This is a genomic window from Staphylococcus lutrae, from assembly GCF_002101335.1.
Lineage (GTDB): Bacteria > Bacillota > Bacilli > Staphylococcales > Staphylococcaceae > Staphylococcus > Staphylococcus lutrae.
The window spans coordinates 2,398,517-2,420,378 of the sequence record NZ_CP020773.1 but is presented as its reverse complement, the minus strand read 5'-3'; the positions used below and the strand labels follow the sequence as shown (position 1 = coordinate 2,420,378).

The 21,862-nt window shown below is 37.2% G+C and carries 20 protein-coding genes and 1 pseudogene; 14 read left to right on the top strand and 7 right to left on the bottom strand.

From position 1 onward, the window contains the following. The first annotated feature begins 5 nt into the window (after positions 1 to 5). The 12 genes from B5P37_RS11200 (at position 6) to brnQ3 (ending at position 14,254) form a co-directional block, all read left to right on the top strand. Positions 6 to 515, top strand: a complete 510-nt coding sequence (locus B5P37_RS11200) for a GNAT family N-acetyltransferase (protein WP_085238289.1) — start codon at positions 6 to 8, stop codon at positions 513 to 515. Between the two features lie 9 nt (positions 516 to 524). Continuing rightward, positions 525 to 1,595, top strand: coding sequence for an undecaprenyldiphospho-muramoylpentapeptide beta-N-acetylglucosaminyltransferase (locus B5P37_RS11195; RefSeq protein WP_085238288.1), 1,071 nt, complete (start codon positions 525 to 527; stop codon positions 1,593 to 1,595). Between the two features lie 11 nt (positions 1,596 to 1,606). Continuing rightward, the gene (locus tag B5P37_RS11190) at positions 1,607 to 2,224 is read left to right on the top strand and encodes a phosphatase PAP2 family protein (RefSeq protein ID WP_085238287.1); all 618 of its coding nucleotides are present in this window, start codon (positions 1,607 to 1,609) and stop codon (positions 2,222 to 2,224) included. A 367-nt stretch (positions 2,225 to 2,591) separates the two neighbouring features. Then, complete coding sequence (locus tag B5P37_RS11185) at positions 2,592 to 3,269, top strand: response regulator transcription factor (protein ID WP_085238286.1); 678 nt, start codon at positions 2,592 to 2,594, stop codon at positions 3,267 to 3,269. Beyond that, entirely contained in the window at positions 3,266 to 4,633 is a 1,368-nt protein-coding gene (locus B5P37_RS11180; protein WP_085238285.1) for a HAMP domain-containing sensor histidine kinase, read from the top strand. The genes B5P37_RS11185 and B5P37_RS11180 overlap by 4 nt, the downstream gene beginning before the upstream one ends. Positions 4,634 to 4,724: 91 nt before the next feature. After that, complete coding sequence (locus B5P37_RS11175) at positions 4,725 to 7,514, top strand: 2-oxoglutarate dehydrogenase E1 component (protein WP_103322047.1); 2,790 nt, start codon at positions 4,725 to 4,727, stop codon at positions 7,512 to 7,514. A gap of 14 nt (positions 7,515 to 7,528) precedes the next feature. Beyond that, on the top strand, positions 7,529 to 8,782 hold the full coding sequence (sucB, locus tag B5P37_RS11170; RefSeq protein WP_085238283.1) for a dihydrolipoyllysine-residue succinyltransferase: 1,254 nt from the start codon (positions 7,529 to 7,531) through the stop codon (positions 8,780 to 8,782). Between the two features lie 179 nt (positions 8,783 to 8,961). Next, entirely contained in the window at positions 8,962 to 9,789 is an 828-nt protein-coding gene (locus tag B5P37_RS11165) for a VOC family protein (protein ID WP_085238282.1), read from the top strand. A gap of 3 nt (positions 9,790 to 9,792) precedes the next feature. Continuing rightward, a complete protein-coding gene (locus tag B5P37_RS11160) occupies positions 9,793 to 9,996 on the top strand; it encodes a DUF6501 family protein (RefSeq protein WP_085238281.1) in 204 nt (67 codons plus the stop codon). A 92-nt stretch (positions 9,997 to 10,088) separates the two neighbouring features. Further along, positions 10,089 to 10,886 carry an ATP-binding protein gene (locus tag B5P37_RS11155; RefSeq protein WP_103322046.1) on the top strand — a complete coding sequence of 266 codons (798 nt, stop codon included), beginning with the start codon at positions 10,089 to 10,091 and terminating at the stop codon, positions 10,884 to 10,886. Between the two features lie 11 nt (positions 10,887 to 10,897). Continuing rightward, positions 10,898 to 12,790: a vWA domain-containing protein gene (locus tag B5P37_RS11150; RefSeq protein ID WP_085238279.1), complete on the top strand. Its 1,893-nt coding sequence runs from the start codon at positions 10,898 to 10,900 to the stop codon at positions 12,788 to 12,790. Positions 12,791 to 12,907: 117 nt separating this feature from the next. Further along, positions 12,908 to 14,254 carry a branched-chain amino acid-like transporter carrier protein BrnQ3 gene (gene brnQ3, locus B5P37_RS11145; RefSeq protein ID WP_085238278.1) on the top strand — a complete coding sequence of 449 codons (1,347 nt, stop codon included), beginning with the start codon at positions 12,908 to 12,910 and terminating at the stop codon, positions 14,252 to 14,254. Between the two features lie 94 nt (positions 14,255 to 14,348). Here brnQ3 and B5P37_RS11140 read toward each other — a convergent pair whose 3' ends face one another. The 3 genes from B5P37_RS11140 to B5P37_RS11130 are packed head-to-tail and all read right to left on the bottom strand — an operon-like array spanning position 14,349 to position 16,420. Further along, positions 14,349 to 15,497: a toxic anion resistance protein gene (locus B5P37_RS11140; protein ID WP_085238277.1), complete on the bottom strand. Its 1,149-nt coding sequence runs from the start codon at positions 15,495 to 15,497 to the stop codon at positions 14,349 to 14,351. Further along, positions 15,494 to 16,135, bottom strand: a complete 642-nt coding sequence (locus B5P37_RS11135; RefSeq protein ID WP_085238276.1) for a 5-bromo-4-chloroindolyl phosphate hydrolysis family protein — start codon at positions 16,133 to 16,135, stop codon at positions 15,494 to 15,496. Before B5P37_RS11135 ends, B5P37_RS11140 begins: the two co-directional genes overlap by 4 nt. Before the next feature lie 12 nt (positions 16,136 to 16,147). Further along, positions 16,148 to 16,420 (bottom strand): acylphosphatase, encoded by a 273-nt coding sequence (locus B5P37_RS11130; protein ID WP_085238275.1) that lies wholly within the window; start codon positions 16,418 to 16,420, stop codon positions 16,148 to 16,150. Between the two features lie 157 nt (positions 16,421 to 16,577). Between B5P37_RS11130 and msaA the strand changes: the two genes are divergently transcribed. Together msaA and cspA are read left to right on the top strand one after the other, a co-directional pair. Beyond that, a complete protein-coding gene (msaA, locus tag B5P37_RS11125; protein WP_085238274.1) occupies positions 16,578 to 16,886 on the top strand; it encodes a regulatory protein MsaA in 309 nt (102 codons plus the stop codon). A gap of 189 nt (positions 16,887 to 17,075) precedes the next feature. Then, a complete protein-coding gene (gene cspA, locus B5P37_RS11120; RefSeq protein WP_014613945.1) occupies positions 17,076 to 17,276 on the top strand; it encodes a cold shock protein CspA in 201 nt (66 codons plus the stop codon). A 293-nt stretch (positions 17,277 to 17,569) separates the two neighbouring features. Here the strand turns inward: cspA and lysA are convergent, their stop codons facing one another. From lysA to dapD, 4 genes and pseudogenes are all read right to left on the bottom strand, one after another. After that, a complete protein-coding gene (gene lysA / locus B5P37_RS11115; protein WP_085238273.1) occupies positions 17,570 to 18,835 on the bottom strand; it encodes a diaminopimelate decarboxylase in 1,266 nt (421 codons plus the stop codon). Continuing rightward, positions 18,819 to 19,912: pseudogene (locus B5P37_RS11110) on the bottom strand (alanine racemase). The gene lysA and the pseudogene B5P37_RS11110 overlap by 17 nt, the downstream one beginning before the upstream one ends. Then, a complete protein-coding gene (locus B5P37_RS11105) occupies positions 19,909 to 21,063 on the bottom strand; it encodes a M20 metallopeptidase family protein (protein ID WP_085238271.1) in 1,155 nt (384 codons plus the stop codon). The pseudogene B5P37_RS11110 and the gene B5P37_RS11105 overlap by 4 nt, the downstream one beginning before the upstream one ends. A gap of 67 nt (positions 21,064 to 21,130) precedes the next feature. Next, entirely contained in the window at positions 21,131 to 21,850 is a 720-nt protein-coding gene (gene dapD / locus B5P37_RS11100; protein ID WP_085238270.1) for a 2,3,4,5-tetrahydropyridine-2,6-dicarboxylate N-acetyltransferase, read from the bottom strand. Positions 21,851 to 21,862 lie beyond the last annotated feature (12 nt).

Genomic DNA, 21,862 nt, shown 5'->3' with positions numbered 1-21,862 from the left:
GCAGTATGATTAGAAAAGCTTCATTTCAAGATCTCGATATCATTGTAAGTTTAACTGAAGAAGCGAAACAACTCATGATGAAGGATAATCACCTACAATGGGATCACCGATATCCGTTAAGAGAACATTTTATCACGGACCTTGAATCAGGCCATCTCTTTGTCTATGATGAAAATGATACGATAAAAGGATTTATTGTCATTGACCAACTGGCGCCAGATTGGTACGATACATTCAAGTGGCCTGTAGAGAAAGAGAAGGCTTTTGTCATACATCGTTTAGTCGCTTCACCTCAATATCGAGGGATCTCCCATGCTTTGATGCGTTTCGCCATTGCGTATGCTCAGCAGCACAAAATTGATTTATTATTAACTGATACATTCTCACAAAACCAACGTGCTCAAGGGTTGTTTCGTAAATATCACTTTATCAAAGCGGGTGAAATGACGAGTACAGAATTTCCTTTTGATAAGGGTAAACCTTTTTATGCATATTATAAAAAAATAACAGAATAGAGGGTTCTTATGGTAAAAATTGCGTTTACAGGTGGCGGTACTGTTGGACATGTATCGGTGAATTTAAGTTTAATTCCTACAGCAATAGAGCAAGGACATGAAGCTTTTTATATCGGTTCCAAACAAGGAATAGAACGAGAAATGGTGACGTCTCAACTTCCAGAGATTTCTTATTATCCGATTTCAAGTGGTAAATTACGTCGCTATCTTTCTTTTGAAAACGTTAAAGATATTTTTAAAGTGCTTAAAGGCATTGCAGATGCACGAAAAGTGTTAAAACGTGAACGTCCAGATATTGTTTTTTCAAAAGGCGGATTCGTTTCTGTTCCAGTTATTCTTGCAGCCAAAACATTAAAAATTCCAACGATTGTTCATGAATCGGATTTAACACCCGGTTTAGCTAATAAGATTGCCATTAAATTTGCTCAACGGTTATATACGACATTCGAAGACACATTAAAATATGTGCCAAAAGAAAAATCAGATTTTATAGGTGCAACGATACGTGAAGATTTAAAACATGGTGATCGACAAAAAGGATTTGAACTCACTGGTTTCTCTCCAAAGAAAAAGGTGCTGCTCGTCATGGGCGGAAGCATGGGGAGTTTAAAAATAAATGAAGCCATTCGTCGCCATTTAACTGAATTACTAGAGACATACCAAATCATCCATCTCACTGGAAAACACTTACAAGATCAGACGATTCAACATGAGGGATATGTCCAATTTGAATTTGTAAAAGAGGAACTTACACATTTATTAGCGATAACTGATACGGTTGTTTCTAGAGCGGGGGCCAATGCGATATACGAGTTTCTAACTTTACACATTCCAATGTTATTAATTCCGCTTGGTCTTGATCAATCTCGTGGTGATCAGATTGATAACGCTCGATATTTCGAAAAACAAGGTTATGCTAAAATGCTCAACGAATCAGAATTAACTCAAGAATCGTTGATGCTTGCATTGCAAGAAATCGAACAAAACAGACGCCAATATGTTAAAAATATGGCATGTTTTACCGAAAGTTTCACACGTCAAGATTTACTTGAAAAAGTGATAAAGGATGCACTGCATTAGGGGGATGATGTATGTCACATTGGAAAAGAATATCACTATTATTAGTTTTTACACTCATTTTTTCGATAATAGCGATGTTTCATGAATCTCGGATCGGCAAATGGATTGATAACGAAGTATACAATTTTATTTATTCATCGGAAAGTTTCATTAGCACTTCAATCTTTTTTGGTGCGACTCAAATTGGTGAAGTGTGGGCAATGATTACCTTATCTTTAATCATGGTTGCACTTTTGTTGCTCTATCGATATAAAGTCGAAGCACTGTTTCTGGCTTTAACAATGATACTCTCCGGTGTCTCTAATCCCATTTTAAAAAATATCTTTGATCGTGAAAGACCAACATTATTACGTTTAATCGATATTTCAGGGTTTAGTTTTCCGAGTGGTCACGCAATGGGCTCTACTGCCTTTTTCGGTAGTTTGATTTACATTGCACACCGAATTTTAAAAGGCAAATCCAAAACAGTTGTAATGACTTTATGCGTGGTATTCATTATTTTAATTTCTAGCTCGCGTGTATATCTTGGTGTCCATTATCCGACTGACATAATCGCTGGAATAATAGGCGGACTGTTTTGTATTGTACTTACGCAACTTATCTTGCGTCGTCCACTCGGATTAGAATAAAAGCGGAACACCTTTATTCAAGTGTTTTATCTTGAAATGTAGGATTTTGAGGCCATGTCTACTGATACATTCCTGTTACATCGATTTTGAATCCGCAATACGAATAGCGAAAAGCCGCCGCAATGATGCGACGGCTTTTATTTAACGTTTAATATCAACGAATTTTTATACGGGCATATAAAAGGGGATATTCTTGAAAATGACTCAATCATGTTAACGAATTGTAGTGGGGGGTCGTTGGGATTGATAATCATTTTCAATTACATTATAACGTATTGAGAATTATTGTCAATTAAAAACAGGAAATTTTTTAAAAAACTTTCGTGTTTTTAATTTTTATCATATGATTATGACTGAGGTGGCAAATATGAAAAAAGTACTCATAATAGAAGATGAACAAAACTTAGCACGTTTTATCGAACTTGAATTTAAACATGAAAATTATGATGTTGAAGTCAGATATGATGGCATCACAGGTTTAAATCGTGCATTACAACATGATTTCGATCTCATTTTACTTGATTTAATGTTGCCTGAAATGGATGGTTTAGAAGTATGTAAACGATTGCGAACGCAAAAAGATACACCCATTATTATGATTACAGCGAAAGGAGAAATCTATGACAAGGTCACGGGTTTAGATAATGGCGCAGATGATTATATTGTTAAACCTTTTGAAATTGAAGAACTTTTAGCAAGAAGTCGCGCATTAATTCGCCGCTATACAGATGAACATGCCGCTCTCGCTAATGTTGTTGAAATAGATGGCATAAAAATTGATAAAAATGCATTCAATGTCACATATCAAAATGATACTTTGGAGTTAACTAAAACCGAATTTGATTTATTATTATTACTTGCTGAAAATAAAAACCGTGTTTTACACAGAGAGCAAATACTCGACCACGTATGGGGATACGAGTCAGAAGTGGAAACAAATGTCGTTGATGTTTACATTCGATATTTACGCAATAAATTGAAGCGCATCGACAAACAAAAACTGATTGAAACTGTCCGTGGCGTAGGTTATGTGATTCGCCAATGAAACAATCAACATTAAAAACAAAGTGGACTTTTGTAACCACTTTAATTACTTTTTTAATCATTTTCATCTTTTGTTTACTCATTATTTATGCAATTAGTAGCTTGTTAAAGCAAAATGAATTTGAAAAAGCAGAACGCAGCGCTGACGATTTGTATAATTTGCTTGAAACCAAGCCAGTCAAACATATTACAGCGCTTGAATTCAGTTCAGTCATTGACAATTATCAAAAAGTGATTTTATACGACGAAAAAGGCTCTAAAATCTTTGAAAACGTTAACACCACTAATTTAAAGTATACACCACCCTTTCATGCATACGAGACACGTAATATCAAAATACTTCGCACAGATTCCGGATCATTTATTATCGTCTCTAGTCCTGTCAACACCCCTTATTTTAAGGGATATGCTACCGTAGTCCATTCATTAGATGTTTACGACGATTTGCTTAACTTTATTACGTATCTTGCACTGACATTTGGATTGATTGCCTTATTTGTTACTGCGTCACTCAGCTATTTCTTTTCTTCTCAAATTACACAGCCCATTAATATCATTACTGAAAAAATGACCCAGATTCGACGTAATGGCTTCCAAGAAAAACTCGAAGTGCCAACAAATTATGAAGAAACGGATGCCCTCATTGATACGTTTAATAACATGATGGTTAAACTTGAAAATTCATTCAACCAACAACGTCAATTTGTTGAAGATGCATCCCATGAATTACGGACACCTTTACAAATTATTCAAGGTCATTTAAACCTCATTCATCGATGGGGGAAGAAAGATCCTGATATTTTAGAAGAATCTCTTAACATTTCAATTGAAGAGATGAACCGAATCACAAAACTTGTTGAAGAGTTGTTACTTCTAACAAAAGATGATTCTAGAACAACTGAAAATCAAACTGAAAAAGTGAATGTAAATGAGGAAATTAAAAATCGTATTCATGCGTTACAACAGATTCATCCGGACTATCATTTTGATTTTTCCACAAATCAAAATTGTATCAACTTAGTTATTAATTCATTTCATTTGGAACAAATATTATTAATCTTTCTAGACAATGCAATTAAATACGATACGCAAAACAAACACATCACGATTACGACCAAGTTGATTAATAATCAAGTCATCATTACCATTACGGATCAAGGTATGGGCATTCCACAAGCTGACCAAGAACATATTTTTGACCGCTTCTATCGAGTCGATAAATCTCGTTCACGACAACAAGGCGGAAATGGACTCGGTCTGTCCATCGCACATAAAATCGTAAAACTCTATCATGGTCGGATTTCAGTTGAAAGTGAAGTCGGACATTTTACAACTTTCACAATCAGCTTTGATTCCACTTTGTGACTAGAAATATCTCGCTTTTTGCCTTTAAATGTTCACATTTTAATGCTATTATTGACCTGTAAGCGTTTTTATTTTTTTCTGTGGAGGGTGGATTATGAAGAACGATAAACAGGTGACAGAGGCACCTGTAAATTTCGGCACAAACTTAGGATTAATCTTAGAACTATATGATCAATATTTAGAAGATCCGAGTTCAGTGACCAAAGATTTACAAGTACTCTTTAGTACAATTAAAAATGATAAAGCGACGACATCATCAACGACTGAAACGCGCACAGGAGACAGTACGATTAAACGTGTGATGCGTTTGATAGATAATATTAGACAATACGGCCATTTAGAAGCTGATATTTATCCTGTCAATGCGCCACAAAGAACAAATATTCCTAAATTAAATTTAGAAGACTTTAATTTAGATCAAGCAATATTAGAAAACATTTCATCTGAAATTGTCTCTGATCATTTTAAAGATATATACGACAATGCATATGAAGCCATTATCAGAATGGAACAGCGATATAAAGGACCTATCGCTTTTGAATACACGCACATCAACAATAATAAAGAGCGTGTCTGGCTTAAGCGTCGTATTGAAACACCATATAAAGCCAGTTTAAACAAGGAAGAAAAGATAAAATTATTTAAACTTCTGGCACATGTTGAAGGCTTTGAGAAATACCTTCACAAGAACTTTGTAGGTGCAAAGCGATTCTCAATCCAAGGTGTTAATACCCTCGTACCTATGATTACTCAAACAGTCAAACGTGCTGCCGAAGAGCATATAAAAAACATTCAAATTGGAATGGCACATCGTGGTCGTCTCAATGTCTTAACACATGTTCTTAAAAAACCATATGAAATGATGCTTTCTGAATTTATGCACACCAATCCATTAAAATTTTTACCAGAAGATGATAGCTTAAAAATCACTTCCGGTTGGACAGGTGACGTTAAATACCATCTCGGTGGTGTAAAAACGATTAATGATTATGGTTTCGAACAAAAAATTACATTAGCAAACAACCCTAGTCATCTTGAAGTGGTTGCGCCTGTTGTCACAGGACGTACGAGAGCCGCACAAGACCAAACAAACTACTCAGGTAAAGTTCAGACAGATTTCACAAATGCAATGCCGATTATTGTTCATGGAGATGCAGCATATCCAGGTCAAGGCGTTAACTTTGAAACAATGAATTTAGGTAACCTTGATGGTTTTTCTACTGGTGGTACGTTACACATCATCACAAATAATCGTATCGGCTTTACGACTGACCCACAAGATGCACGTTCTACGACCTATGCAACAGATGTAGCCAAAGGTTATGATGTCCCAATCATGCATGTAAATGCGGATCATGTTGAAGCAACCATTGAAGCCATTGATATCGCAATGGAGTTCAGAAAGCATTTCCACAAAGATGTCGTGATTGATTTAGTCGGCTATCGTCGGTTTGGACATAACGAGATGGATGAGCCAACAATGACCAATCCACTTCCATATAAAGCCATTAAAAAGCACGAAACGTCTGAAGTCATTTACGGCAATCAACTCGTTAAAGAAGGCATCATCACTCAAGAAGAAATGGATGCAGTCATTGATGGCGTACAAAAAGAAATGCGTGCAGCGCATGACAAAATCGACAAATCAGATAAAAATAACAACACGGACATGGATATTCCTGAAAGCATTGCACAACCACTGGCGAGCAATGATTCTGAACTTTCTTTTGATCGCTTAAAGAAAATTAACGATGCGATGTTTAATTATCCTGAAGGGTTCAATGTCTATAAAAAATTGAATCGTATTTTGGAACAACGTAAGCAACCATTTGAAAGTGACGAAGGCCTTGTGGATTGGGCACATGCAGAACAGCTCGCTTTCGCAACTGTCATGCAGGAAGGCACACCGATTCGTTTAACAGGTCAAGATTCAGAACGCGGTACGTTTAGTCATCGTCACGCAGTCTTGCATGATCAAGAAAATGGAGATACTTTTACACCTTTACAACACGTACCTGAACAAAAAGCAACGTTTGACATTCATAACTCACCCCTTTCTGAAGCAGCCGTCGTGGGGTTTGAATATGGATATAATGTTGAACATCCGTCATCCTTTAATATCTGGGAAGCACAATTTGGCGACTTCTCAAATATGGCACAAATGTATTTTGATAACTTTATTTTCTCAAGCAGAGCAAAATGGGGGGAATCTTCAGGTTTAACATTCTTGCTCCCGCATGCCTTTGAAGGACAAGGACCCGAACATTCATCGGCGCGCTTAGAACGTTTCTTACAATTGGCCGCAGAAAATAATATGACTGTTTGTAACTTGTCGAGCTCAGCCAATTATTTCCACTTATTACGTGCACAAGCAGCCAGTATAGGCACAGAGGCGATGCGACCTTTAGTCGTCATGTCTCCTAAAGGATTATTGCGTAATAAAACGGTAGCGCAACCTATCAAAGCATTTACTTCTGGTGGCTTTGAGCCTATTTTGCCAGAAGCACATGACAGTGAAAAAATTAAAAAAGTTATTCTTGCATCTGGTAAAATGTTCATTGACTTGAAAGAACAGCTTTCAGAGTCACCAAATGAAGCTATTTTACTCATTGCAGTCGAACGACTTTATCCATTCCCAGAAGAAGAGATTCAATCGATTCTCAAATCTCTTCCGAACCTTGAAACAGTGGCTTGGGTCCAAGAAGAGCCTCAAAATCAAGGGGCATGGCATTATGCCTACCCAATGCTTAAAGACATTGTAGGTGAACAATACACACTTACGTATCATGGCAGAAAACACAGAGCTGCACCTGCTGAAGGTGACGCTGAAATACACAAATTAGTCCAAAAAATGATTATTGAAAATAGTTTAAATATTTAGGGGGCATATAAATAATGGCAGAGGTCAAAGTTCCAGAATTAGCAGAATCTATTACAGAAGGTACCATTGCAGAATGGTTAAAACAAGTGGGTGACACTGTTGAAAAAGGTGAAGCAATCCTTGAATTAGAAACTGACAAGGTAAACGTAGAAGTTGTTTCAGAAGAAGAAGGAACAATTCAAGAATTACTTGCCGAAGAAGGGGACACTGTTGAAGTCGGTCAAGCCATTGCAGTCATAGGTGAAGGAAGTGCAACGACACCTTCAAATGATAACAAAAACTCAAGTGATTCAAAAAAATCTGATGCGTCAAATGTTCAAGAAGAAAAAGAGGCGGATCAAAGCGAAAAAGCGAGTGAGCGTCCTTCATCTAATGAGCGTATTAATGCGACACCTTCAGCGCGTCGTGCTGCTCGTGAAAAAGGAATTAGCTTGAGCGATGTGAGCGCTAAATCAAACGATGTGCTACGCAAAGAAGATATTGAACGTCGCCCACAACAAAAAGAAACATCAGCAAAACAGTCAAATGACAAAGACACACCGAAAGCACCTAAAGTTCCTTCTAAACCTGTCATTCGTGAAAAAATGAGTCGTAGAAAACAAACAGCAGCGAAAAAATTGTTAGAAGTGAGCAACAATACAGCGATGTTAACAACGTTTAATGAAGTTGACATGACAAATGTCATGTCACTGCGTAAACGTAAGAAAGAAAAGTTTATGGAAGATCACAACGGCACGAAACTTGGATTTATGTCATTCTTCACTAAAGCTGCCGTTGCTGCACTAAAAAAATATCCTGAAGTCAACGCTGAAATTGATGGTGACGAAATGATCACTAAACAATACTATGACATCGGTATCGCTGTATCTACACCAGGTGGCTTATTAGTACCGAATGTAAGAGACTGCGATAAGAAAAATTTTGCTGAAATAGAAGAAGAAATTGCAAACTTAGCGATAAAAGCCCGTGACAATAAATTATCCCTTGATGATATGATGAATGGTTCATTCACTATTACCAATGGAGGTATTTTCGGGTCAATGATGTCCACACCAATCATTAACGGAAATCAAGCGGCGATTCTAGGTATGCATTCCATTATCACGCGACCTATTGCAATTGATCAAGATACAATTGAAAATCGACCAATGATGTATATCGCTTTAAGTTATGACCATCGTATTATTGATGGAAAAGAAGCTGTTGGTTTCTTGAAAACAATCAAAGACTTAATTGAAAACCCTGAAGATTTATTGCTAGAATCTTAAGTAATGATTCATGCTCGATGCGTTTTTCTAACCTCTTTTTGGATTGTTAGAAGCTGTCATCGTAAAGATGATCAAACCCATCTCCTATGTGCTGATTCGTATAGGAGATGGGTTCATCATTTTTATCGAAAACACGATTTTATTTACGTTATAATGTATTCGAAAGGGAGTGAAATATTATGGCCTATATCCGTAGCGTCACATTAGCAACTGAAAGTATAGACAAAACCATTGATTTATTTCATAATATGTTAGGTATGACCTATGAGCGACATGAAAATAAGGTTCAATTTGGCGATGGTCAAATCAGCCCAGGCACACGCATTCAATTTGTCGAAACCCACGAACCGATTTCACCGACGTTTCAGCATTTTGAAATGATTGGATTACGGACACCATCAGATGAAGGTATTAAAGAATATATGTCACTTTTACAACATCATTCACAATCATTTCATGGGCCTTTCACTCTGAATGGGCACCCCTATATTTTGTTTTCAGACGATCACTCCCAACATTTTAGTATCGTATCCAATGAACATAACACGGGTGTCGGATTAGGAATACCCAATGAAATGAGTACTGTCAATCCTATCCATCAAGTCCAAGGGCTCGGACCTATTATTTTGAAAACGAATGAACCGATGATTACAACAAGCTTATTAACGAATATATTTGGCCTTCGCATTAAAGCCGAGTACGTTTCACCAGAATCATCCAAACGCGTCATCGTGCTTGAATGCGAAAACGGCGGACTCGGATCGGAAATCCATATTTCAGAACCTGCGTCACCCGTTCAACTCCCTTCTTATGGCATTGTTGAACAGCTTGAATTGACAGCTCAAAATGATAGTGAGTACCGATACGCATTACAACAATTGAACCAACACGGTATTCCATATCAACGACTGAAAAATGAATCCGCACAAACACAATCGTTACGTGTAAATGATATAAGCGGTATATCATTTATACTTACATGGACAGATACGATGAAAGGAAGTTAAGCAATGTTACAAAATACATGGAAAACACAGCAACTGATAAAACAAGTCAAAGTTATTCATACTGACGCCAAAAAATTTACAGTTAGTGATATGTTAACAATAGGTGAAACCTATGCAGTAGTGAATGAGACTGAAGAATACTATCAAATCATTGATAACTCTGGACACGTTGGCGGCTATTACAAAACTTATTTTGAAGAAGTTTAGGACGCGAACAGCTCACACAGAAAAAGAAAAAAGCGGGGGTATTTTCGTACTCACGTCTTTTTTCATGTTTTTAAAATGAAAGGAACATGATTATGGGACAGCAATTAACACATTATATTAACGCTGATGAAAATGTATTGGGAGATGCCATCAAATTATTTGAACTCAATAAAAACATTTTATTGAAAGGGCCTACGGGTTCTGGGAAAACCAAGCTCGCTGAAACGTTGAGCGAATTGACACAATTACCGATGCACCAAATCAACTGCTCCGTCGATTTAGATGCGGAGAGTTTACTCGGATTTAAAACGATCAAAACGTCTGAAAAGGGACAGCAAGAAATCGTATTTATCGATGGCCCCGTAATCAGAGCGATGCGGGAAGGGCATATTTTATACATCGACGAAATCAATATGGCAAAACCGGAAACGTTACCCATTTTAAATGGTGTGCTCGATTATCGCCGTCAATTAACAAATCCATTTACAGGAGAAGTCATTAAAGCTGCCCCTGGTTTTAAAGTCATTGCTGCAATTAATGAAGGCTACGTTGGAACATTACCGATGAATGAAGCGCTAAAAAACCGATTCGTCGTCATTAATGTTGATTATATTGATGGCGCCACATTACATGATGTCATTAAAGCCCAAAGCCTTTTACAAGACGACACATTGATACAACAAATTATTCGATTTAACGCAGATCTACGCACAATGACTCAACAGGGTCAACTTTCTGAGGAAGCAGCCAGTATTCGTGCATTAATTGACATGAGTGATCTCGCTACGGTGATGCCTGTTGAAAGAGCCATTCAGCGAAGTATCATCGATAAACTAGAGGATGAACGCGAACAACAAGCGATAATGAATGCTGTAGAACTTAACTTTTAGAAGGTGATATTATGAGCGATCGCTTTATCATGTTTAATGACGAACAACTTGATGCCATGAAAATAATGATGTTACAAGATCTTGCACGATTGTTACTTAAAAATCCAGAGACACAAGTAAAAGTTCACAAGTTCCCTTATTATGATGCAGTTAATAATACGCTCATATGTAGCTCTTTTTGGAGACATCGACCGGAAAAGACGGAATATATCGGCTTAAAAACAGATGTATTACTAGCGACGTACAGTGATCGCCATATGGATCCAGAAATCGTACGCCTCATTTTGGCAAACGATGAATCTTTTAAACATCCTAAATTATACCGCCAACTGTTTAAAATGATGGAAGAAATGCGTATCTTAAATCTCATCGAACATCAACGCCCCAGTACACACACGATGATTCAGGTAAGAAAAGAAATTCGTCAACAGTACAGCCAATCACAAATCAACGTATATCGGACTAAAACATTATTCACAGATTTATTATTTTTAAATATAGAATATTCATTCTTACGGGATGATTTTTATCACGTTCCCGATATTCATCCAGAATTAGACCCTTTGTTGGCGGTTATATATCAATATTTACCAGATGCATTCCAACTCCAATCGAGTGAGGACACGATGTACCTTACACAAAGGATCATGTTTCAAGTCGACGATTGGCTCGATGAAGATATGTTGAATGAGTATTATCACATCCCTCGCCATGTTTATTCAGCAACTCAACCGCATACATTTGATGCACTAAAAAGAACCGATGCGGCGAATACCGATGGACATCACGATGAAAAAAATGACGATGTGGTGTCAGAACAAATGGAGTCAAAAAACAGAGATAGTGAATCCGCTGGCGGGGCTTATTTAGAGATGGAATTGCACGAAGGCGTAAACAGTGATGTGTTAGGTGATGAATCCCACGCACGTGAAGGCGATTCAACGGATGATATCACTGATATGATTAGCAAAAAAGGAAAGGGAACATCAGCTGCCATACAAAATGAGGAAGGGGGCGAACTAGGCCCATCTCATGCGTTGTTCGCACTCAATGGGATTAATCAATATGTCGATATTCAATGGCATGTCCCAGATATTTTACCTGAATATGTAGAGGCCTATCGTCACGTTCAAAATGCCGTTCAGTACGAAACAAAAGATTTAATACAAATTATAAAAAAAACGATAGACCACCAATTTCAAGATATCCGTCGTCCACTCACAAAAGGGCGTTTGCAACGAAACTTAATCAATTGGTTTATAGATGATCAATATAAATTATTCTATAAAAAAGCAGATCAAAGCCGAACATTCAATGCTACATTTACACTTTTAATTGATGCATCGGCAAGTATGTATGACAAAATGGATGAAACCATTAAAGGTGTCGTCTTGTTTCATGAAACGTTAAAAGCCCTTAACGTCAAACATGAAATTCTCGCCTTTAATGAAGACACCTTTGAAGCCGACACACATTACCAGCCCAATATCATCGACGAAATTATGAACTATCATCAATCTATTTTTAATCACGATGCACCTAGAATTATGTCATTAACGCCTCAAGACGATAATCGTGATGGGGTTGCCATACGCATCGCGAGTGATCGTTTATTAACCCGTCCGGAACAACAACGATTCCTCATCGTTTTTTCTGATGGAGAACCATCTGCATTCAATTATAGTCAAGACGGTATTCTTGATACGTATGAAGCTGTCGAGCAGTCACGAAAACTCGGCATTGAGGTTTTCAACGTCTTCTTAAGTCAAGAACCGATTACAGAATCTATCGAACAAACGATTCATAATATTTATGGGCAATATGCGATTTTTGTAGAAGGCGTTTCACACTTGCCAAGTTTACTTTCGCCGTTATTAAAAAAACTGTTATTGAAGTCGTTTTAGACACATTTTATTTAATTTGTGATAACAATTTTCAAATTTTCAGAAATTTTATAGACGTGTGTTATTTCTTATGATAGAATGAATCATATTTATTTTGGAATTTGAAGGAGCAACATTATGAATAAAAACACTTTGTTTATTGGTTTTATGTTATTCGCCATCTTTTTTGGCGCGGGGAATCTTATTTTCCCACCGAATTTGGGGCTAGCAAGTGGTCAATATTTTTGGCCGTCAATTTTAGCCTTTGTCATTACTGGAATTGGCTTACCTCTAATAGGAATTATGGTAGGGGCTTTAGATAAAGAAGGCTACATCGGTTCAATCAATAAAATACATCCTGCATTCTCAGTTGTATTTTTAGTAGCGATTTACTTAACAATCGGACCTTTGTTTGCCATCCCTCGAACAGCTTCAACATCGTTCGAGATGACTTTAACACCTATTATTCATTCAAGTAGTCCTATCTGGTTATTTGTATTCTCAGTTGTTTATTTTATCATCGTTTTATATTTGTGCTTAAATCCAGGTAAAATTGTTGATCGTATCGGTGCCATTTTGACACCTATCTTGTTATTAACAATTATTGCGATGATTGTTAAAGGGTTTTTTGATTTTGGCGGCAGTAAACAAAATGTTGCTGACCCAGCTGTTTACAGCTCATCATTAGGTGGTTTTTCAAAAGGGTTTACTGAAGGCTATCTGACGATGGACGCAATCGCTGCAATTGCTTTTTCTATGATTGTCGTAAACGCAATTAAAGCAACAGGCATTAAACATGCCAACAATATCTTCAAACAAACTGCGATGGCGGGTGTCATTGCCGCAATTGCTTTAGCAGTGATCTATATCTCATTAGGTTTCATTGGTAACCATATGATTATTTCTGAGGAGACTATGAAACGTTTAGTGGCAAATGATCAAAATATCGGCGTCTACTTACTCATCACAATGGCAGACACTGGTTTTGGCGCTTTCGGTAAATATTTACTCGGCATTATTGTTGCACTCGCTTGTTTAACGACAGCTTGTGGTTTAACAGTTTCAGTAAGTGAATACTTCCACAGCATTTTGCCAAAGATTTCTTACAAAGTTTATGTATTTTTCTTTACTACAATTAGTTTTATTTTATCAAACTTAGGATTAAACTCAGTCATCAAACTTTCAATTCCTGTATTATTGATTATTTATCCTGTTGCGATTACAACTGTATTGTTAATATTAATCGCACGTTTGATTCCAACAAAACCAATAACACAACGTTTAACAGTTGCCGTGATAACAATTGAGTCTATCCTTAGTGTCATTCATGCCAATGGTTGGGCGCATATTGGCTTTATTGATCAATTACCATTACACCAACATTCATTGGAGTGGTTCCCAATTGCAATCGTTACAATGATTATCGGTTATATCATTGGTGCCTTCATGAAAAACTCAAAGATTATTGTATACGAAAAAGAATAATAACAGCGATTGTAAGTGACACATTTAAAAAGCGAGTTTGGAATTTTAATTAAAGTTCCAACTCGCTTTTTTAAGTTTGATTCATTCGATGATTTTAATATTCTTCACCGCGTTGAATTTTCGCAGTCGTTAATTTTGACTTCAAATCAGATTCTAATGCCAACAATTCTTTCTCAGCCTGCTGACGCTTTTGACGACCTTCTTGTTGAATCTGTAACGTTTCTTCAATCGTTTGAATAATATTGTCTTGCGTCGCTTTTAAAGTTTCGATATCGACAATGCCTCTTTCGTTTTCTTCTGCTGTAAGACGTGCATTTTGACGGAGCATCTCGGAATTGCGTAATAAAATTTCATTTGTCGTATCTGTCACTTGTTTTTGAGCCAATGCTGCTTTTTGTTGACGTTGTAATGTCAGCATAATCGCCATTTGATTTTTCCATAATGGAATACTTGTTAAAATCGAGCTCTGTATTTTCTCAGCAAGCGCCTGATTGACATTTTGAATCATACGAATTTGCGGGGCAGATTGTAATGAAATTTGACGTGATAACTTCAAATCATAAATTCGTTTATCTAAACGATCAACAAATTGCTCCATATCGGCCACATCTTGAACAGCCATCTGATCATTCGTTGATTTAACCTTTTGACGCATTTCAGGTAAAATGTGTTGCTCAATTTCCGCTTTCTTTTGTTGTGCTGCTGCAATATAAAGGTTCAACACATCAAAATAATCTTTATTTTGTTGATAAAGTCCATCTAACAGTTGAATATCTTTGACGATCAGCGACTTATTTTTATCCAATTCAATTGAAATACGATCGACTTGTGAACTCACTGACTGCATACGTGAAAAAAGCTGTTGCATCGAATTTTTTGATCGCTTGAATAGTTTCTTCAGCAGAGAGTCGTTTTGTTGCAACAACGCTTCAGGATCCACTTCTTTCAACTTTTTCATTAATTGATTTAACGTTTCACCAATCGGACCGACATCCTTTGATTGAATTTCACTTAACATCTGATGTGAGAAATGAGACAATTGCGTTTGTGCATTTGACCCGAATTTTAATAAACTATCATGATCTAACGGCTCAATTTGTGCCGCTAAGCTATGAATTTTTTGGCGGTCTTGTTCATTAAAGTTTGATTGTACATCCGTACTTGCTTCTTGAGCTGGGGTATTTTGCTCAAAGTCTTTAAAATAATCATCTAATGGATGGGTCTGCATGTCATTTGATTTCATGAATCATTCTCCATTTCTTTAACTTTTCTTTTCTGATACAGCGCATTCAAACGCATTTCTGTATCTAACTGTTGATAATCTGGTGCATTGAGTTGCTTCAAATCCGCAATCAATGTTCGCTTTACCTCTTCTAAAGTAATTCGCGTACGTTGTAGTAATTGATGCTCTTCAGTGGACTTTGAAGGCATCTTAGCAAGCCTTGTATAACACTCCACGAGATTGAGCGCATTATCAATATGAGAATAGTAAAAACTTTCAACATTATAAAACTGGAAAGGGCGTTGTTTTACTACAGCATTAATCGTACGTGTGAGGCGATGAATCTCGTTCACTAACTTAAAATCTTGTACAGAACGCACTTTTATCATTGCTCTTAAAAGTCGTTTGTTTTTATTTTGAACTTGCGCAATTTGATGTTGAATATAATGAAAATCTTTTCGAGTCAAGTTCATTTCTTTTAAATAGGCACGTGAGGTTAAACGTTGTGTTGGTAGATAGCCTAATATAAAACCACCTATTCCAATTAAAAAGTCTAATACAAAAGAGAAATCTAAAGTGAAAATACTAGTAATGAAGGCGATGATGGAAACAGGAATCCCAACCATGACCCCCCAAATACGTGAAAGTAAATATCTCATAAACATCTTCCTTTATGTTAAAGCTCGAAAACTTTTATATTCTTGATTAAGTTCTAATTCATTAATCGTATAATTTGTCACATGTGACGCAGGAGAAGCACCTTGAATCACTGCTTGAGTAAATGATTCGAGTGCTAATGTCTCGCCTTGTGCATATACAACAACATAATCATCTCTATTTTGAACCGTTCCTACAATCTGATATTTCAGCGCTAATCGTTTCGTAAAATAACGAAATCCTACCCCTTGAACACGTCCATGAACTTGGATTAAATAATGTTTCATGTCTTTTCCCCCTCCACTTAATTATAAGTATTTTCAGTGCAAAAGACTAATATTTAAATTTCCTATCACTTATTTTTAAGTCTTTTAACTTGCTTTTTAAAAATAAAGATACTATCTTGTTTATTAAGACTTTTCTACACTTAGGGGGACATTGATCATGTGGGAAGTTGCTAAGATTCGTGCAGACTATGAGGGTTGGTGGTTATTCGATGATTGGCCAGAACACATCATTGATTCATACCAGTTCGATTCATTTGCTACATTTGAAAAAGGATATCAACAATTAATACGGCAAGCTAAAACTGAATATGATAACTTTGTAGTGGGCAAACATAATATTTATGCATTTTACAATAATTGCGATTTGAATTTTTGTGAGCATTGTGATGAAGACTTACAAATTTTTTATAGCTATATCACTTTAAAAAATGGTAGTATTTATTTGAATTCACCAATTATAGACTAATCAATAAATTTTAAATTCTATATTGCAAATATTGCCTATTTACCTTATAATGAGTTTAAGCAATAGCATTATTCCATATTGCAAAGAATATTTTCAATTTTTATTTATTTTTTATAAAGAATGAATCAGTATTTTTTGTAATATGCGAATAACGCATATTGAATTTTAGTCTTGGAGGTTTCACAGATTATGAAACAAGGTACAGTAAAATGGTTTAACGCTGAAAAAGGATTTGGTTTTATCGAAGTTGAAGGAGAAAACGACGTATTCGTTCACTTCTCAGCTATCAACCAAGAAGGTTACAAATCATTAGATGAAGGTCAATCAGTTGAATTTGAAGTAGTTGAAGGCGACCGCGGTCCTCAAGCTGCGAACGTTGTTAAACTATAATAAATAGATGCAATATTGACTTAGAAAAAACAGTGGAGCAACTTCACTGTTTTTTTTGATTTTCATATGCATCCCCATGAAATCACTCAAACACGCCATACTGTAGTGGGGGAGACAACGTTGTCCACTCCGCCCACGCGCAATATGGCGTGTATTTTGATTGATTTTCTATCTCCTTATGTTTCAACCCATTGATCCATCTATTCAACCATGTATTTGGATTTTATCATCCATCTCCAATTCACAAAATCCTCATGCTAACTGCTATCTTTTCGCGCTTTAAACACCCTTTATCATCTCACATCGTTAATAATTAATTGACGCAATGATTGACGTTTTATCACTTCTCTCGCTTTACCCTCATTCACAAAAAAGACAGCAGGTTTTTGTATCTGATTATAATTCGAAGTCATACTATAATGATAGGCACCCGTTGTTAATACGGCGAGATAATCACCGCGTCGCACATTGGATGGGAGAAGTGCCTCATGGATGAGAATATCACCCGATTCGCATAATTTACCAGCAATCGTAACCATTTCATCAGGCGTATCTTGACGATTAACAAGTCGTACCTCATAACGTGCATCATATAACGCTGTTCGAATATGATCGCTCATACCACCATCGACGGAAACATATTTATTTACGCCTGGAATATCTTTAATCGAGCCCACTTCATAGAGCGTCACACCGGCTTCTCCAACAATGGATCGCCCTGGCTCAATACTTAGCGTTGGAATAGGGTAGTTTAAACGTTGACATTCCGTTTTAATCGCTTGCACGATACGCGTAATCCCCGTTTCAATATCAAACGATTGATCACCTTCCACGTATTTCACACTAAATCCGCCACCTAAATTCAGTAAATCAATGGAAATCGCTTGTGTATCTAACCATTGTAAGACACTCTTTGCAGTTTCAATCATACCCGTCGTATCCTCAATTTGTGAACCAATATGAAAATGAATGCCTTTCAGAGACAAATGGTTTGACTGCCGAATTTTCTCGATTGCTTCAAGCGCGAGGCCATGCTTTAAAGATAGACCAAATTTACTTTTCTCTTGGCCGGTTTTAATAAATTCGTGTGTATGTGCCTCTACACCAGGATTGACACGCAGTAATACATCGACGGACGCTGTCGCATAGGCGTCAATTAAATCAATTTCGTCCAAGGCATCGACTACAATATAACCAATTCCGTGCTCTAATGCATAACGAATTTCTTGTTTCGTTTTATTATTCCCATGAAAATGAATTCGCTTTGGATCAAAACCCGCTTCAAGTGCTGTATAAAGCTCTCCTTCCGAAACAACATCGAGCTCAAAATCTTCTTCAGCTGCCAGCTTAACCATCTGTATACAAGTGAACGCTTTAGATGCATATGAAAGGACATAGCCAATATCGTTTTGTTGGAACGCCTGATGATAACGTCTCATCTGTTGACGAATTTGTGCTTCATCGTAAACAATTGTAGGCGTACCAAAGCTTTGAGCTAACATTTTCAAACTCGTTCCCGCCATTGATAATTCTCCATTTTGATTATAACTCACAGTCATTTAAATATACTCCTTTATTAATGAATTCAAATTTAATGCACTCAGCTGTTCAGAGTTTGCGCCGACACCCTTAAATGTATAATCATCAACACGCATGTTTGAATGATAAATCAAAACAATATCTCCTGCATGCACATCTTCATCAACTTCTACAAACATATGACTCATCATTAACGCACGTATCGGATAATGCTTCTCACCAATTAAAACGTCATGTGCCGCTCTCGTCCGAAGAATACCATCTCCATAACCGATATCTACGACAGCCAATCGCGTATGTGGCTGTTCTGCCGTATATGCAAAGCTATAGCCACAATGATCTCCTTGTTGAACCTCACGTACTTGAATGACATGCGCTTTTACAGTTAGCGCTTGTGTAATACAATCGGGTGACAAAGACGAATAAGGGCGTGAACCATACAATGCAATGCCAATACGTGCATGTGAATGTTGTGCCAATACACGCTGTCCTTCTCTGTAGTAGCTCGCACTATTTTGAGCGTGTACCAAATCAAAATGATAACCTTCTTGATTTACAAGGGCCTCGACAATGTCTAACCATGCGCTTCTTTCCGTCTCATACATCGTGACATCAAATTCATCTGCGTAACCAAAGTGTGTCCATAACCCTGTAATTATCATTTTACGGCCCGTATATTGTTGATGTACACGTAATACTTCTTTTAACTCTGACAAATTTTTAAAACCCGAACGATGTAATAGGTTTTCAAATTCCAAATGAACTTTAACACCTGCTAATGCCTCTTGATGTGTGTAATAAAAGGCCAACGATGGTAAAGTCATGTGAATATCATTGTCTCGCAATAAGTCAAAATGTACTGTTGGATTCATTAAAAATATCGTCGCTTCTGGTAGCCATTGACGAATTTGGATGGCTTCCTCAAGTGAAGTCGTACTAAAAGTGTCAATACCTGCTTGGTGGAACATTTGTACAGCAAACTCCAAACCATAATTGTAAGCATTATTTTTAACAACCGCCATTATCGGTTGTTCCTGTACGACTTGCTTTACATTATTCAGAAATTGTGTACGATCAACTTGCCATAATGCTGTCATGCTTCCACCTCATTGTAGTTCATTAACAAACGTTCATAATAGTCAGCCACCCGGATTAACATTCGCTCATTAAAATTAAGTCGCGGGGTATGAAGACCGCTAATCAATTGTTGCGCTTCATTCCGTGTGCCTACAAAAACGAAATAAGATGGTGCGATTTGTGCATAAAAACTAAAATCTTCACCAAACAAATAAGGGAGTTCGTTTTCGATAACTTCAAACTGGTGATGCGTTAAGCTTTCCACTACATATTTTTTTAAAGATGGGTCGTTCATCGTTGGAGGATAACCTTCTGCAAACTGAACATCGCATTGTACACCAAATAATAACGTTGCACTTTCTGCAATTTTACGCATTTGTGACTGGATTTGGTCTAAATCATTCATATCGTATGTCCGTATAGTCCCTTCCAAATAACCATGCGTCGGTACGGTATTAATGGCTTCTCCAGCACGGAAATGACCGATATGAATAATGTTACGCTGCAATCCATTTAAATGATATTGCTGAATTTGAGAAAGTTGTATCATGATATGCTGTAGTGCTTCACCCGCTGATTTCCCTTGCTCTTTATTGGCGACATGACTAGACTGACCTTCAACAAAATAACGGAATTCTGTAGCACTTGCTGTAATTTCATGGTCACGGATAACGACTGCATCTTCATCCACAAAAGGCATAAGGTGCACACCGTAGATTGCCTTAATATGATACTTTGCAAATGCGTTGGCCTTAATCAACAAATTGGCGCCACCACCTGATTCCTCAGCCGGTTGGAAGATAAATACAACATCATGTGGCAATTGCCCTTTATCAAAAAGCGCTTTACAACGTTTTACGAATAACATCAATGCCGTCGTATGCCCATCGTGACCACAAGCATGCATACGACCATCTACTTGACTGCGGTAGGGGATATCGTTTTCTTCGTGAATGGGTAAAGCATCAATATCTGCTCTAAAGGCAAGCGCTTCATTACTTTTCCCTTTTAAATAGCCTATAATTCCTGTTTTTAAGGGCCGTTCATAGGGGACACCTAATTCTTTCAAAAAGGCTTCTATATAAGCCGTTGTTTGATATTCTTCTAGACTCAACTCGGGGTGTTGATGAAGATAACGCCGATGCTGCGTCACAAATTCTAATTCATTCATCATACTTCACTCCTCTATCGATGTATACAAAAAGGGCCAGGAATCTGCCTAGCCCTATTCACATGACTTACTGATTTAATTGACGCAATGCAGCTACAATTTCATGTTTAGAATCTTCAACTTCATGTGCTTGTTTGATGACTCTGGCTGGTGTACCCGCAACAACAGCACCCGCTGGCACATCTTGTGTGACAATTGCACCCGCAGCAACGATAGCACCGGCACCAACCCGAACACCTTCAAGAATCACTGCATTCGCACCAATTAACACATCGTCTTCAATCACAACAGGGGATGCACTTGGAGGCTCAATTACTCCGGCTAAAACCGCACCGGCACCAACGTGAACATTTTTACCCGTCATTGCACGACCACCCAGTGTTGCATTCATATCAATCATTGTTCCTTCACCTACAACAGCACCAATATTAATGGTTGCACCCATCATGACAATTGCGCCATCACCAATGACTGCGTGCTCTCGAATAAAAGCACCGGGCTCAATTCTCGCATTGACATTTGTTAAATCTTTTAACGGAATCGCCGAGTTACGTCGATCCATTTCAATTTCTACCTCTGTGAAAGAGGATTGATTTGCTTCATAAAACGTTTTCCAATCACTCGCTTCACAAAAAATAACTTTTGAGTCTTCTGAACCAAAAACTTTAAATTGATCTGGAAATTGAATTTGATCAAACACACCGTTCACATAGACTTTTAATGGGGTTGATTTCTTCGCATCACTGATATATTGAATGATTTCTTCAGCTGAAAAATTTTTAACCATTTTATTCCGACA

Bases quoted from the DNA above. Each gene is read 5' to 3' on its own strand.
- B5P37_RS11200 (WP_085238289.1), top strand. From the start codon at position 6: ATGATTAGAAAAGCTTCATTTCAAGATCTCGATATCATTGTAAGTTTA.
- B5P37_RS11195 (WP_085238288.1), top strand. From the start codon at position 525: ATGGTAAAAATTGCGTTTACAGGTGGCGGTACTGTTGGACATGTATCG.
- B5P37_RS11190 (WP_085238287.1), top strand. From the start codon at position 1,607: ATGTCACATTGGAAAAGAATATCACTATTATTAGTTTTTACACTCATT.
- B5P37_RS11185 (WP_085238286.1), top strand. From the start codon at position 2,592: ATGAAAAAAGTACTCATAATAGAAGATGAACAAAACTTAGCACGTTTT.
- B5P37_RS11180 (WP_085238285.1), top strand. From the start codon at position 3,266: ATGAAACAATCAACATTAAAAACAAAGTGGACTTTTGTAACCACTTTA.
- sucB (WP_085238283.1), top strand. From the start codon at position 7,529: ATGGCAGAGGTCAAAGTTCCAGAATTAGCAGAATCTATTACAGAAGGT.
- B5P37_RS11165 (WP_085238282.1), top strand. From the start codon at position 8,962: ATGGCCTATATCCGTAGCGTCACATTAGCAACTGAAAGTATAGACAAA.
- B5P37_RS11160 (WP_085238281.1), top strand. From the start codon at position 9,793: ATGTTACAAAATACATGGAAAACACAGCAACTGATAAAACAAGTCAAA.
- B5P37_RS11155 (WP_103322046.1), top strand. From the start codon at position 10,089: ATGGGACAGCAATTAACACATTATATTAACGCTGATGAAAATGTATTG.
- B5P37_RS11150 (WP_085238279.1), top strand. From the start codon at position 10,898: ATGAGCGATCGCTTTATCATGTTTAATGACGAACAACTTGATGCCATG.
- brnQ3 (WP_085238278.1), top strand. From the start codon at position 12,908: ATGAATAAAAACACTTTGTTTATTGGTTTTATGTTATTCGCCATCTTT.
- B5P37_RS11140 (WP_085238277.1), bottom strand. From the start codon at position 15,497: ATGAAATCAAATGACATGCAGACCCATCCATTAGATGATTATTTTAAA.
- B5P37_RS11135 (WP_085238276.1), bottom strand. From the start codon at position 16,135: ATGAGATATTTACTTTCACGTATTTGGGGGGTCATGGTTGGGATTCCT.
- B5P37_RS11130 (WP_085238275.1), bottom strand. From the start codon at position 16,420: ATGAAACATTATTTAATCCAAGTTCATGGACGTGTTCAAGGGGTAGGA.
- msaA (WP_085238274.1), top strand. From the start codon at position 16,578: ATGTGGGAAGTTGCTAAGATTCGTGCAGACTATGAGGGTTGGTGGTTA.
- cspA (WP_014613945.1), top strand. From the start codon at position 17,076: ATGAAACAAGGTACAGTAAAATGGTTTAACGCTGAAAAAGGATTTGGT.
- lysA (WP_085238273.1), bottom strand. From the start codon at position 18,835: ATGACTGTGAGTTATAATCAAAATGGAGAATTATCAATGGCGGGAACG.
- B5P37_RS11105 (WP_085238271.1), bottom strand. From the start codon at position 21,063: ATGAATGAATTAGAATTTGTGACGCAGCATCGGCGTTATCTTCATCAA.
- dapD (WP_085238270.1), bottom strand. From the start codon at position 21,850: ATGGTTAAAAATTTTTCAGCTGAAGAAATCATTCAATATATCAGTGAT.